This window comes from uncultured Polaribacter sp., assembly GCF_947503855.1.
Lineage (GTDB): Bacteria > Bacteroidota > Bacteroidia > Flavobacteriales > Flavobacteriaceae > Polaribacter.
The window spans coordinates 21,271-35,586 of sequence record NZ_CANNFF010000001.1; the positions used below are offsets into that span (position 1 = coordinate 21,271).

9 protein-coding genes are annotated in these 14,316 nt (G+C 30.4%); 1 reads left to right on the forward strand and 8 read right to left on the reverse strand.

Annotation, left to right across the window (positions count from 1 at the left end):
• Window positions 1-58 precede the first annotated feature (58 nt).
• The 4 genes from Q0662_RS00105 to Q0662_RS00120 form a co-directional block, all read right to left on the reverse strand.
• A complete protein-coding gene (locus tag Q0662_RS00105) occupies window positions 59-1,207 on the reverse strand; it encodes an alpha-hydroxy acid oxidase (protein ID WP_298945808.1) in 1,149 nt (382 codons plus the stop codon).
• A 277-nt stretch (window positions 1,208-1,484) separates the two neighbouring features.
• Entirely contained in the window at window positions 1,485-2,864 is a 1,380-nt protein-coding gene (locus Q0662_RS00110) for an FGGY family carbohydrate kinase (protein ID WP_298945811.1), read from the reverse strand.
• 10 nt (window positions 2,865-2,874) lie between these two features.
• Window positions 2,875-4,155 carry a sugar isomerase gene (locus tag Q0662_RS00115; RefSeq protein WP_298945813.1) on the reverse strand — a complete coding sequence of 427 codons (1,281 nt, stop codon included), beginning with the start codon at window positions 4,153-4,155 and terminating at the stop codon, window positions 2,875-2,877.
• A 90-nt stretch (window positions 4,156-4,245) separates the two neighbouring features.
• Window positions 4,246-6,342 (reverse strand): bifunctional aldolase/short-chain dehydrogenase, encoded by a 2,097-nt coding sequence (locus Q0662_RS00120; protein WP_298946341.1) that lies wholly within the window; start codon window positions 6,340-6,342, stop codon window positions 4,246-4,248.
• Window positions 6,343-6,660: 318 nt separating this feature from the next.
• Between Q0662_RS00120 and Q0662_RS00125 the strand changes: the two genes are divergently transcribed.
• Window positions 6,661-7,707, forward strand: a complete 1,047-nt coding sequence (locus Q0662_RS00125) for a GntR family transcriptional regulator (protein WP_298945815.1) — start codon at window positions 6,661-6,663, stop codon at window positions 7,705-7,707.
• 42 nt (window positions 7,708-7,749) lie between these two features.
• On the opposite strand, the gene Q0662_RS00130 is transcribed toward Q0662_RS00125, so the two are convergent.
• The 4 genes from Q0662_RS00130 to Q0662_RS00145 all read right to left on the reverse strand — a co-directional run bounded on the left by Q0662_RS00130 (window position 7,750) and on the right by Q0662_RS00145 (window position 14,316).
• Window positions 7,750-10,200, reverse strand: coding sequence for a heparinase II/III family protein (locus tag Q0662_RS00130; RefSeq protein ID WP_298945817.1), 2,451 nt, complete (start codon window positions 10,198-10,200; stop codon window positions 7,750-7,752).
• Window positions 10,201-10,308: 108 nt separating this feature from the next.
• Window positions 10,309-11,379, reverse strand: coding sequence for an alkaline phosphatase family protein (locus Q0662_RS00135; protein ID WP_298945819.1), 1,071 nt, complete (start codon window positions 11,377-11,379; stop codon window positions 10,309-10,311).
• Between the two features lie 15 nt (window positions 11,380-11,394).
• Window positions 11,395-12,837, reverse strand: a complete 1,443-nt coding sequence (locus Q0662_RS00140) for a sulfatase (protein WP_298945821.1) — start codon at window positions 12,835-12,837, stop codon at window positions 11,395-11,397.
• A 12-nt stretch (window positions 12,838-12,849) separates the two neighbouring features.
• A complete protein-coding gene (locus Q0662_RS00145) occupies window positions 12,850-14,316 on the reverse strand; it encodes a sulfatase (RefSeq protein ID WP_298945823.1) in 1,467 nt (488 codons plus the stop codon).

A 14,316-nucleotide genomic window follows, 5' to 3' on the forward strand; every position in this document is an offset into this window, starting at 1 on the left:
ATTTTTAGCGAGTAAATTTGTAATTATGCAGAAAGAATTATGTAGGTAATTTATTATGTTATTTGATTAAATGCTCTGGAAAGTCTGAAGTTTTCTCACAACACAACTGCTCCATTACTTGTTGTAATTCTGCTTTTAATAAGGATATTGTATGATCTCCACCTTTTTTACCTAGCGCAGAAACACCATACATAAATGAACGTCCCATAAATGTAAACTTAGCTCCACTAGCCATAGCTCTTGCCACGTCTGGTCCTGAGCGAATACCACTATCCATCATCACTTCTATTTGATCTCCATATTTTTCTGCTATTGTAGAAAGTGGTTTTATCGTAGACTCACCTGCATCTAGTTGACGACCTCCATGATTTGATACAATTATTCCGTCTAAACCTAATTTAATAGCTTGTTCAGCATCGTATTCTGACGCCACCCCTTTTATAACCAATTTTCCTTTCCACATATCTCTAATAGGTTTAATTTTTTCCTCATTTAACCTTCCTGAAAAAGTTTGATCCATGAATTTTCCTAATTGTTTTAAATCTAAGTTTTTAGGCATGTATGGTAATAAATTTGCAAAATTAGGAATACCATGTTTTAGGGTTTGTAAACTCCAATGAGGTCTTCCAAAAGCTTGTAAAATGTTACTCAAATTCATTTTTGGAGGCATTGCCAAACCATTTCTAATATCTCTTGGTCTAAAACCAAAACTTGGTACATCACATAAAATGACCAAAACTGGGCATTCTGCTGCTGCTGCTCTATTAATAATATCGTTTCTTAATTTATCTTCTGTTGGATGGTATAATTGGAACCAAGCTTTACCTTCTGTTAATTCTGCAGCTCTTTCTATACTTGTAGTTGTTACTGTACTTAGTATAAAAGGAATATTATGCTCAAATGCAGCTTTGGCTAAAATTTCTGGTGAATTTGGCCACATTAAACCTTGCAAACCTACAGGAGCTATACCAAAGGGTGCATCATATTCAATACCAAATAAGTTGGTTTTTAATGAAGAGCCATGGTGGTTTCTTAAATAATTAGGTTTTAATTGTATTTCTCTTAATTCTGATGTGTTTCTTACTAAATTCACATCTTCATTACAACCACCATCTAAATATTCAAAAGCAAATTTTGGTATTTTTTTCTGAGCTCGTTTACGTAAATCGTCTACAGAAGGGTATCTAGTATCAAAGGATAAAGCCATATATTTTTTTTATGATTGGTTTTTTTTTTAAATTTTTTACTTGTTCGTCGTTAATAGGAACCATCTTTACTAGGGTGTGTCCTAAAACTATTTATTTTGAACTAAACGCTGCAACTACTAAATATTCAAAAGTTTATAGTAATTTATCACCTGTAATTATTACAGAATCATTCTCTATAATTAATACTGTAATTAGATCTCTTGGGTGGATTAATTTTATATCCTTTGACATTATTATTTGTTTGTATGTTTAATTTTTTGTTTTAAATATTTAAATTTAATCATTTACTATAAAAGGCACGTGTTTTTTTAATGCGTAATTCTTTCTTAGAAATTTTGAATTTAATTTGGTGTCTGAAATTGCAATTGCTGCACCTAGAGCAGAACCTAAAGATGCTTTTGTTGTTCTTAACTTCATACCTCTTAAATAATGAGACAATAGTTTTATATAAATATCATTATCAGAGAACCCTCCATCTATGTATAGTCTATCTATTTTTTCTGCATTCGCTATCCTTTTTACACTCTCTACCTGTAACATTACCAATTCTACCATCAAATGATGATAAGCGTGTTCAAAATTGTTATATAAATAATTTGTTTTTACTGGCATATTTTTATGCTCAAAAGACTCCCATTTAAATGAATGGTTAAAATCTTGTAAGATTTCGAAGTAAACATCATAATTAAATTCTACTGTTTTGTGGTAGTCTTTATCTACTCCAAATTTTTCTGTTAATTTAGTTACTTGAATTTTGTATTCATTACCTAAAAAAAGTCTTGAAGATTTAACTGGTTTTCCATTGATTCGCATATAATTTATACAATCTGCCTTTACATCTTCATTTGTTAATGGTGTATCAACAAATGGATTTAAAGCGATACTCCAAGTACCTGTAGATATTAAAACAAAGGGTTTTTTTACACTTCTAACATATGGTAATAGTGCAGATGAACTATCATGAATCCCTACACCTATTTTAACTCTTTTACCATTGTAGTTCATGTTTAAACTTGTTTCTGTAGAAACTATTGGTGGTAGAATATTGTGAACCCCTTCTTTATAAACCCAATCTTGGTAATCTTTTGTTTCGTAATTCCACAAAATTGTGTGACAACCTATACTTGTAAATTCACTTAACGGAACTCCAGAAAAAATATAGCTTAAATATTGAGGTAAGTGTAATGAATATTTTATTTTCTTAAAAACCTCTGGTTTTTTGTATTTTAACCAGTACAATTGTAATCCTGAGTTTAATAAACCTGGTGACTTTGATGAACCACTTGTTCTAATTAGCTCAAGATCATTACCATGCTTATTGTAAAATTGTTCAACTATATCTTGGTCAATTTCTTTTGTGTAATTGTATAAAGGGGTAAGGATTTCTCCATTTTGATCTAAATGGACAAAACTTGCTCCGTAAGTTGAAAAATTAATCGCTTTTACATTAAACTTATCTGATTTTAATATCGTATGAAAAACTTTTTTTATCCAATTTTGTAGTGCATTAATGTCTTCTGTTGGATGACCATCTTCATCTTCAATTTCATCAAAAGAAGTGTATTCTTTATAAACTTCTGTAAAATTTTTATCAAATAAAAAAAACTTTTTATTTGTTTTACCAATATCAAAAACCGCAGTTACTTTTTGTTTCATTAGATATTTTTTAAAGACCTGTTGCTACAGTATTTTTTCCTCTTTCTTTAATTAATTGTTCTCTTACACCTAAAGCTCTGTATGCATTAATTGGGTTAATTACAGCCCCAGCATTTATACGTGCTTTTTCTAAAAGAGGTCTCACATCTGTTCTGTATGCTCCCTGTAAAATCTCTTGACATTTTACAACATCATTATTTAATTGTGCTTCTCTTAAAGCATCTTGATCAATTAACAAGGCTTTTGCATATGCTTCTTGAATGGCTTCTAAAGATTGAATTAAATCTTCTAAAGGGTCTTTTACGTTATGGCTCGCATCAATCATCCACGCTAAATCCGGATTTTGTGGATTGTTTTGCATACCATATACCAATTCATTAAAAATTAAGAACAAAGCATATGGTTTGATACTACCAACTGTTAAATCATCATCACCATATTTACTATCATTAAAATGGAAACCACCTAGTTTACCTTTTAATTGTAAAATAGAGACGATTTGTTCAATATTAGAGTTTGGTAGGTGATGTCCTAAATCTACAAGTGTATAAGCTTTTTCTCCACAACCATTTGCTAACATTAAAGATGCTCCCCAGTCTTGTATTACAGTACTGTAAAAATTAGGTTCATAAGGTTTGTATTCAACCAACATTTTCCAATCTTCTGGTAAACCTTTATAAATATCAATTAAACTATCTTGAGTATTTTGAAATGCTGTTTGAAAGTTGTTTTGGCCTGGAAAACAAGATCCATCTGCTAACCAAACCGTCAATGCCTTAGAACCTAATTTATCTCCTATCTTTATAACGTCTAGGTTATGTTGAATGGCTTGTTCTCTAACCGCTTTACTTACATTACTTAGTGATCCATATTTATAACTCTCTTTGGCACCAAGCTGATCTTGAAAAGTATTTGAATTTACAGCATCAAACTTTATATTTAAAGCATCTGCTTTTTGTTTAATTGCAGCATAATCCGAAGGAATATCCCAAGGAATATGTAAAGATACTGCTCCTGCTGTTTGGGTTAAACTATGTAAAATTCCTACATCATCTATTTTCTCTTCTAAATTAGAAGGTTCTCCATAGAATCCAAAACGTCCAAAACGAGTACCACCAGCCCCTAAAGCCCAACTTGGTATGGCTACTTGAAATTCTGATAATTTAGAAAGTATAGTATCTAAATTATGCCCATTCTTAGTTAAATTACTTGCTAAAAAATCAAAATTATCTTTATGATTTTCTAATTCTTTTTTGTTGAAATCTGAGATTTTCTCCTGTTGTATTTTCATTATTTTTGGCTGTTGTAAATTAAAAAAAACTTCTATAAAATATTATCTATAGAAGTTTTCTTAATTCAAATTACAAACTACTACTATTTTTTATCTTACGAACGCATTAGCCATTCCACCATCTACGTTTATAATATTTCCTGTTGATTTGTCTAGAATCCCTACGAGAGAGAAAACCCCATTTGCAATATCATCTGGCGTTATAATTTCATTGAGTAGGTTTCTCTTTGCGTAAAAAGCAGGTAATTCTTCAACAGTAATACCGTTTGCTTTTGCTCTACCTTCTGCCCAAGCACCTTCCCAAATTTTACTTCCTACAATAACTCCATCAGGGTTTACTGTGTTTACTCTTACTTTATCTTTAGCTAATTCTGCTGCTAATAAACGTACCATATGCTGTTGTGCTGCTTTTGCTGTACCATAAGCAACGTTGTTTGGTCCTGCAACCAAGCCGTTTTTACTTGCAATTGCAATATAATCTCCTCCTAAACCTTGTTTACGAACGATTAATGCAAATTGTTTTGCCAAGTCAAACTGACCTTTTACTAAAATGTTTTGTAAAATATTCCAGTCTTTATCTGTAGTTTCTGTTAAAGGTTTTGAAATAGCTAAACCTGCACTGTGTACAATCATATCGACACCACCAAACTCTATAATTGCTTTTTTATAGGCACTCGCAATAGATTCTGTATTGGTTACATCACAAACCGCATAAGAAGAAACATCTCTAGCGTAAGTTGCATTAGCCTCTACTAAGGCATCTTCATTAATATCTGTTAATACTACATTTGCTCCTTCTGCAGCTAATTTATCTGCAATTGCCTTACCAATTCCTCCACCAGCTCCAGTAACTAAAGCTACTTTTCTTGATAATGGTTTTTCTTTTGGCATACGTTGTAACTTTGCTTCTTCTAATAACCAGTATTCAATATCAAAAGCTTCTTGTCTTGGTAAAGAAGTATATTCTGTAATAGCTTCTGCACCTCGCATTACGTTAATTGCATTGATATAAAACTCACTTGCTACACGTGTAGTTTGCTTGTTTTTAGCAAAACTAAACATACCCACTCCAGGATAAATAATAATTACTGGATTTGCATCACGTATTGCTGGGCTATTATCTTTTTTACAAGTATTATAATAATCTACATATTCTTGACGATAAGCCTCAAATGCTGGCTCTAACTTTGCTAAAATAGCGTCTGCATTAGATAAATCTTCACTTTTATCTAAACTTAAAACTAATGGTTGAATTTTAGTTCTTAAAAAGTGATCTGGACAAGAGGTTCCCATTGGAGCTAATCTTTCTAAGTCATTACTATTGATGTATTGCATAACAACATCAGAATCAGAAAAATGACCAATCATTCTATTTTCTGAAGAACATAAACCTCTTAATAAAGGCATAATTTGAGCAGCTTTTCCTAAACGCTCTTCTTTAGGTAAACTTTCTACTTTTTGACCACCAAAAACTTCACCTTGCTCTTTTAATTTTTGTTCTATATATTCAGAAGCCATTTCAATTACCTCTAAACTATTCATATAACACTCGAAAGAAGTATCTCCCCAAGTAAATAAACCATGACTACCTAAAACAATTCCTCTAATTCCAGGGTTATCTGCTAAACATTTTTCTAATTGTAAACCTAAATCGAATCCTGGTTTTTGCCAAGGTACCCAACCCATTGTGTCTCCCCAAATTTCTTTGGTTACTTTTTCGCTATCTTTTGCTGCTGCAACAGCAATTAAAGCATCTGGATGTAAGTGGTCTATGTGTGCAAATGGCAATAAACCATGTAAAGGCGTATCAATAGATGGTGCTTTACTATCTAAGTCATAAATACAATGATTAAATAAACCAACCATTCTATCTTCATCATGTAAACCTTGATAAACATTTTTTAAATCACGAAGCCTTTCTGTATATAAACCAGCAATCCCAGAACGTTTTAAAGTTCCAATATCTCCTCCAGAACCTTTTACCCACATTACTTCAACTTCTTCATTAGTTAAAGGATCTTTTTCTATTGTTTTACAGCTGGTGTTTCCCCCTCCATAATTTGTTATTCTTAAATCTGCACCCAAAATATTTGAGCGATATAAAAATAATTCTACTTGATTATCTCCTAGTGTTGCTGCTTTTTCTTCGTCCCATAAATAATCTACGTACTTGAAGCTTTGTGTCATTTCTTTCATTATTCTGTTAGTAATAAATTTTGAATCAAAAGTAAATTTGAATTTAAACTTTTGTATCCTGTACTATACCGTATTCAGTAATAATATTTTTAAGTATTCTATATTTTGTAAAAATTTAAGGAAGTTTTAATCTTAAAAACTTAATAAGTATAAGAATTTGTTTTTTTAGTCTTATAAACAGTTTTAAGGTGCACTTAACTACAAATTATTTTAATTTAAAAAAGTTCTTTTTGTAAATGATTGGTTTATTAATATCCCTTTTACTACTTTTGGTTTTTAATATTTATATATAAATAAAATTTATATTATATGCAACTGATAAAGCTTATAAAAATAGATGAAAATTCTAGAGTACCAAAATATCAACAAATTATAGATTCTATTATTCACAACATTTCACAAGGTAACCTTACAATGGATCAAAAGATACCTTCAATAAACATGTTTAGTGAAGAGTTTTATTTATCTAGAGATACTGTTGAAAAAGCATATAGTATTTTAAAAGAACGAAAAATAATTACTTCTATTAGAGGTAAAGGTTTTTACATTTCAAGAACAAAACTAATTTCTAAAGTAAATATTTTGTTTTTAGTTAATAAACTAAGCTCATATAAATTAAGGACTTACAATTATTTTATTGACAAAATAGGTGCTAACTCTCATACAGATCTAGATATTTATCATTGTGATGAAACTCTTTTTCTAAACTTATTAGAAAAAAACAAAGCGGCTTATGACTATTATGTAATTATGCCTCATTTTAAAACCGAAAATTCAAAACATGTAAGTTTACCTGATGACGTTTTAAAGGCATTACAAAAAATTCAAAAAGACAAATTAATTATTTTAGACAACATTAAAGAAAATATTGATAATTCAGCAATTCAGATTTATCAAGATTTCGAAAATGATATTTATCATGCTCTAAATCAAGGGATACAAAAAATTAAGAAGTACAAAAAAATAATATTAGTATATCCTGAAAAAGCTGTTTACCCCTATCCTAAAAGAATTCTTCATGGGTTTAGAAAATATTGTATTGAACATAAACTAGATTTTGAAATACTTGATAAAGTCTACGAAGATATGATTTTAAAAAAAGGCGATTTATTTGTTACTATTGAAGAGTCTGACTTAGTAAATTTAGTAAAACAAGCTAGAGAAGATGAGTTTATTTTAGGTAAAGATATTGGAATAATATCTTATAACGATACTCCTTTAAAAGAATTATTAGGTATTACAGTAATGTCTACAGATTTTAAATCTATGGGGGAAACTGCGGCAGAAATGATTCTAAATAAAACTAAAGGTAAAGTAAAAGTACCCTTTAATTTTATTGATAGAGAATCTCTTTAGTTTTATTGTTTTTCTAAGTAACCTGTAAGGTATTTTAAATATTTAAAATTCTTTAAAATAAGATTTTGATGAGCTTGTTGTAATAAGTTTATTGTTATAAATTAATTTATCTCCTTCCCCAATATAAATACTCTTTATACTTTTATCTTTATGTAAGGTAATCACTGCATAAGAACCTTCAAAATAAATAGCATCGTTTTTAAAAACTTGATTTTTAGATTGTGTAATTACATACTGAATTAACTCTTCATTTGGTGTTTTACTTTTTATAATCAATCCTTTATAAATTCCATCTTGTTCAATTTTAGAAACCGATTGTATGGTTGGTTTTTCTGAACTATTATAAGGTTCAAAAACGACTACAAAAGGGTTTTGCCAAGCTTCGCCCTTATTTCTAATTACTAAAGTTGGTGTAGGTTTTTTATCATAAGGTTCTGGAGACTCAAACGTTATAGGTGCTTTTACTTTGGTATAAGTTCTATTTTTAAATCCAGAAATATATAATTTCATGAAAACGTCATTTCCTTTTAATTTTTTGATATTAAATGTAGCTTTTACATCTTTATTGTATGTGTTTGATGATTTTACTTTCTTAAAAAAATGCCACCCAGGGTTTCTATATTTTTTATTATGAATCCATTCAGAATTTGCATTTTTCATATATCTATTGGGTGTTTTTTTAAAGTTCATATCCTTATTTTCAAACACCAACTTATCGCCTATATTATGATACAAATAATCATGATATTCATTTGGTAATTTTGATTTTGAACGAAAAACATCTACATAATATCCTGTTGTAGGCGATGTTCTTATCAAACCTAAAGTTCTTTCTTGAGTTGCTTCTGCTTTATATCCTTTATCATCTAAAAAACTTGTTTGACTAAAAGAATGATTAGGAGAAACTCCAGCTTCTCTTACTTTTGGTTCCATTGAGATGACCTTTACAGAATTGATTCCTAAATTTACCCAACCACCTTCTCCTTGGGAACTTCCGTTAACAATTACAGTATTGTGGGCTGCAAAAATTCTTGAATAATTTTCATGCAAGTCTTTTCCGTACTTTTTTCTTCCATGATCTACACCTAAAACCTGTCCTTCTCCATACAATTCAATATTCATTCCTTCTGAATGACCATGTACCATGTGCGCGCCACCAACAAAGCCCATTAACCCATCTTTAGGATTCTTTGTTGTACTTAAGTTTCTTTGTAATACAATTCCTGCATGATATACTCTATCCGTTCTTGGTAACTCTATTTTTTTTGAACTCCCATAAATATCATCATCATACCAGAATAAAGCCTCGATACTTTTTCTTGAATATTTTCCACTTTCCATAGCTTTTGTCAAAAGTGGTGCAAATTTATTTTGTAAAAAAGTTAGGTTGTCCATCTTAGCCAAAACATAAGCATTTTCATATGCCTGATAGGAACCATGTTGTCTTCTATGTCCATCACCCCAACGTATAATCTCGTTGTTTGGATATACCAAATCATCTAATCTTGGTAAAGCAAATAATATATTTGGATATTGAGCTCCTAATTTTAAGGATGGATTATATCTATTAACTACCAATAATAATTTTCCTAAAATTTCTGTTGAATGATTTAAATATTGAGATGTTTCTGGCCAAATATCACCTTGATTTTGATAGTTTTTTGCCATTACTGGCAACGCATCTTGATTTTTTGTGCTTTCTGATAAAAAGTAAGACAGTAATTTTTTACGTTCCTTTTCATCGTCCATTGCCAAAGCATTATAGACTAAACTTGGTGCTTCTAGTACTGGATGGTTAGAACCAGTTTGTCCGTAATTAATGGTAATATCTGCATAGGTTTTGCATACATTCTGGAGTTCATCAACAGGAAAAACTACTTTTTTATTTTGAATGATATCAAAAGCATTGCCTTCTTTTTTAAGATAGGGTGCAATAAAATCGTAAATTAATGGAACTCTGTAGCCAATTACACGTACTTCTCTAAAACCATCATAAGGAAACAGCCAGCCACCTCTACCATGCCAATTAGATAACTTAGATTTCTGTACAGATTTTACAAATGAATACACGATACTACTGGCCATATACGCGTATTTTTCGTCTTGGGTAATGTAGTATAGATAACCACAATCTAAAGCTATTTGCAAATAGGTAATTAATTTTTCTGCTGGTTCCCACTCTTTGTCTGTAGCGTTATCTAAGTTTCTATGTTTACCATTTTCTACATGGTCAGTTTTGTAAAATGGTGGAAAGTTATTTTTTTGTCCTTCAGACCAATTAAAAGGCAAATTTTTGATGTAGTCTTTTGGATTTTGATCAAATTTAACAACTTGTAAATCTGTTCTTGTTTTTAAATTTTCATAAATCTCTTTCGCCCAAGTTTTTGTTTTTATTTTGTTAAAAATTTCAGTTCTATCAGAATTTTTTACTAAAATAAATGGGCGTTGTAAATTTTGTGCCTTTAAAAAAGTGACACTACAAAATATACTCATTATTAAAATATATTTAAAAAATAATCTCTTGTATACTAGTAATCTCATGTTTTTCAAATTTGTTATTATAAGTTTTAACCCAATATAGTACTATCTCTCTCAGAATTTTTAATCATTGATAAACTTTAGCATCGCCTCTCTATAATGTAAATAATCATTTGGAGGAGAGCCTGCATTTTTATCAAGGTAGGTTTTTATCCATTGTGGATGTTCTAAATTATCAGAATTTCCTTCAAAAATATTTTCTAGAAAAATACCTGTAGTTTTTAAATTTTTAAGACTTTCTAAGTTTCTAGTATATCCTTTTAATGGCTCTAGACCCATAAAATGATTGGTCATTAAAGCGATGTCTGGAGATTCTGCGTATGGAATTAGGGATCCTTTTTTTACTTTAGGTCCATAAAAATTCATATAAATTTGCCATGAAGACAATTGCTCTGAAAGGTGATTGCTTTTTCTTAAAGTTCCCATTCCATGATCTGCAGAAATGATGAAATATGCTGTTTCCCATAGGCCTTCATTTTTTAAGAAGGTTACCAATTTTCCTAACTGTGCATCTGCATTTAAAATGGCTTTAATGTATTTAGAATCTGGATTGGTTTTCCCTTCTGGTCCTTTCCAAGAGCTTCTAATTTCTTGCAAATGTAAACGCACCAACCTTACTCCATCTTCTTTAATATGCTTTATCCCAAGATCTACAACTTTTTGATCTGGCATAATTTCAGCATAATGAATATCTGAGGTTGTAAAAACATCATATAAAGTATGTCCTCCAACATAAACCGATTTTATTCCTTCTCTTTTGGCTGATAAAAAGATATCATCTAATTCTTGAGTTTCAAAAACATGCGTTCCTGTATGCATGCCAATATTTGGGGGTGATGCTCCTCTCCAAGGTTCACTTCCATCTGGTAGTTTAACTCTACCTACTGGACTATTAGAATAGGCATCCTCAACAACAACTCCGTTTTCTGCAAAATATTTTAAATTTTTTGCACCCGCTTTAATTGCAGTTTCTGTAGCGTCTTTCATCAATCCATCTATAATAAATTGTATGACAATGGGTTGTTTTTCTTTTGATTTTTTAACAACCTCTTTAGATCGTATTTTATTTGTTTTTAATGAATTACAATTTGTTATCAGTACTGTTAATAGTATTAGTGCAACTATATTTCTCATTCTTAAAGATCGTTTTTAGTTTTTAGAAAGAAAATCTTTTCCCCATTTTTCTCTTAATTCTAAAGCCAGTGCTTTTACTTTTTCTTGATATGCTGGCTTTTCAGCTAAATTATCTAATTCTAAAGGATCCGTTTTATGGTCAAATAACATTCTTTCATAAGCAACACCATCATCTTTTGTCCACTCTGTGTAAAATAAATCGCCTTTAATCAGGGTGACAGCATCTTTAAATTTAGATACAGCCCAATCTTTATCTGAGTCTTTACCATTAATGATTGGCACAAAGCTTTTCCCTTCAACAGTATCTGGAGTTTCTAAACCAATTAATTCTGTCAAACTCGGATAAATATCTATATATTCTGTGATGGCTTCTGTTTTTGTTCCTTTAGTTTTTCCTGGAACTTTAATGATTAATGGCGTTCTTAAAGCAGTTTCAAAGGTGACATGTTTACACCATAATTTATGGTCACCTAAATTCCAACCATGATCTCCCCATAAAATTACAATAGTATCGTCTTCTAATTCCAAACGTTTTAATTCGTCTAAAACCAAACCAATTTGAGCATCAACATAACTTACACAGGCATAATAACCGTGAATCAATTCTTTCGCCAAATCATCAGAAATTTGTCCCTTTCTAGGTATGTTTCCATAATTACGTAACTCCCCAAAGTTGTGAAATGCTTTTTTGGGTGTCGTTTTTGGTTGGAGATAACTTTCTGGTAATTCAATTTGATTTCTATCATATAAATCCCAATATTTTTTTGGTGCGTTGAATGGTAAATGCGGCTTCATAAAACCCAATGCCAAAAAGAAAGGTTGTTTACTATTTTTAAGTTTCTTTAAATCAGCAATTCCTTTTTGAGCTATTTTACCATCAAAATAAGCAGTATCATTTACAGCTGCCATTTCAAAAGCACTGGCACCTCCCATAGCTAAATTGGCTTTACCGTTTTCTACTATATTTTTTTCTAATTGATAGTTTCGAATATTTCCTTTTGGGAACCATCTTTCATTCCAAGAAAGGCTATCATCTTCATTAGTATGGTAAATTTTACCTGTTGAAATTGTTGTGTAACCATTTTGTTTTAATAGCTTTGGTAAGGAAATGGCATAAGGCACATCTACATCTGCCCTCGTTTTATAGTTTATAAAACGATTTCTTGTAGGTCTCATACCTGTTAATAAACTCGCTCTTGATGCACCACAAACTGGCACATTACAATACGCTTTATTAAATACTAAACTCTCACTTGCTAGTTGATCTAAGTTTGGCGATTTGATGTGTTTTGCTCCGTAAAAATTGAGTTCTGGACGTAAGTCATCAACGGCAATAAATAAGATGTTTTTTGGTGTATTTTTTGTGTTTATTGCAACTTCTTTCTTGTCAGTTTTACAAGAAATTAATAGAACACTAATTATTAAATAGTGTAAAAAAAGTTTAGTTATTATTTTCATATATCTGATTTATTACCAATGTTTTATAATCTTATAATCTTCTTCTGATAATGTATTTTTTATCGAATCAGGAATTTTTCGTCTTGGTGTATCTTTATCTAATTTAAAACCTCTGTTTCCTTTTGCCGTAATTAAAGGCATGTTTCCTTTTTCTTCATTTAAAAAATCTCCTTGCCCTTTCATCCAAACAAACATATCTTTCATTAAACGTTCCTTTATAGCTTTATATTCAGAATTTTTAGCCAAATTATTTTGCTCAAAAGGATCTTTTTCTAAATCATATAATTCTTCAAAAGATTCATTTTTAAAAGCATTAGCTCCTCTTTTGATAAAATAATCTACATTTGATTTTCCTGTCAAATTTTCTTCAACAACTTCTAAGGAATTAAAGTTACGAATGTATTTATAACGCTGATTACGTATCATTCTTGATGGGAAAACTTCTGAATTTAAAATATTCTGATTGGTTCTTACTCCATAAACATATTTATTGATTTGTACGTCTTTTCCATGCAACAATGCTAAAAAACTATTTCCATCAATATCTTTTGTAGATTTCCCTCCAGCAATTTCCATAAAAGTTGGTAAAACATCTGTATAATGTATCAGTTGATTTGAGGTTGTTCCTGCTTTAATCACTTTTGGCCATCTTGCCACAAAAGGCACTTTTAACCCAATATCTTTTACTGTAAATTTCCCTGAAACACCATGATCTGCAGTGTAAATAAACAAGGTATTATCATCTAAATATTCATCTACAAATTCCAATACTTTTTCTATTTGGGTATTATCTTCATTAATGCTTCTATAATATCCTGCCTTTTTCTTGATAAAGGCTTTATCATTTTTTTTATGTTCATTAAAAGGATAAAACTTAATATCTTCAGTTTTCGCGTTTTCTACATCAAAATATTTTCCATGTGGATATTTTGAGGTAATGAACATACAGAACGGTTTTGTTCCGGTTTTAAAATAGTGTTTGATACTGTCCAATGGAATATAATCTCTTGGAACACCTTTTGTAGGAACTGGCAACCATTCTTTATCCCATTGGTAAACACTAGAAGGTTTTACATGACTTTTTCCTGCAAGTACCACTTCATAACCCAACTTTTTCATTTTAGTAGTTACGCTTTCAATAGTTGGTCTTGTAGCTGTATGATTTGCAAAACATCCATTTTTAACAGGGTATTTACCAGTAAAAACCTGAGACCTACTTGGTGCACAAATAGCTTGTGCAGTAAACGCATTGGTAAACAACATTCCTTCTTTTGCAAGTCTATCTACAGCAGCTGTATTTACTTTTTCATTTCCATAACAGCCATAATCGTAAACATCTTGGTCATCTGCTAAATAAAAAATGATATTAGGTTGTTGTTTTTCTTTAACATCAGTTGTATCAACATTTTTGTTACTGGAGCAACTAAAAGAAGTTAAAATGATACTTATGAAAACGAAATATTTAAAGGAGTTCTTCAT

What these genes read in the sequence shown, in the direction of transcription:
- Q0662_RS00105 (WP_298945808.1), bottom strand. Translation starts at nt 1,207, where the DNA reads ATGGCTTTATCCTTTGATACTAGATACCCTTCTGTAGACGATTTACGT.
- Q0662_RS00120 (WP_298946341.1), bottom strand. Translation starts at nt 6,342, where the DNA reads ATGACACAAAGCTTCAAGTACGTAGATTATTTATGGGACGAAGAAAAA.
- Q0662_RS00135 (WP_298945819.1), bottom strand. Translation starts at nt 11,379, where the DNA reads ATGAGAAATATAGTTGCACTAATACTATTAACAGTACTGATAACAAAT.
- Q0662_RS00110 (WP_298945811.1), bottom strand. Translation starts at nt 2,864, where the DNA reads ATGAAACAAAAAGTAACTGCGGTTTTTGATATTGGTAAAACAAATAAA.
- Q0662_RS00140 (WP_298945821.1), bottom strand. Translation starts at nt 12,837, where the DNA reads ATGAAAATAATAACTAAACTTTTTTTACACTATTTAATAATTAGTGTT.
- Q0662_RS00115 (WP_298945813.1), bottom strand. Translation starts at nt 4,155, where the DNA reads ATGAAAATACAACAGGAGAAAATCTCAGATTTCAACAAAAAAGAATTA.
- Q0662_RS00130 (WP_298945817.1), bottom strand. Translation starts at nt 10,200, where the DNA reads ATGAGTATATTTTGTAGTGTCACTTTTTTAAAGGCACAAAATTTACAA.
- Q0662_RS00145 (WP_298945823.1), bottom strand. Translation starts at nt 14,316, where the DNA reads ATGAAGAACTCCTTTAAATATTTCGTTTTCATAAGTATCATTTTAACT.
- Q0662_RS00125 (WP_298945815.1), top strand. Translation starts at nt 6,661, where the DNA reads ATGCAACTGATAAAGCTTATAAAAATAGATGAAAATTCTAGAGTACCA.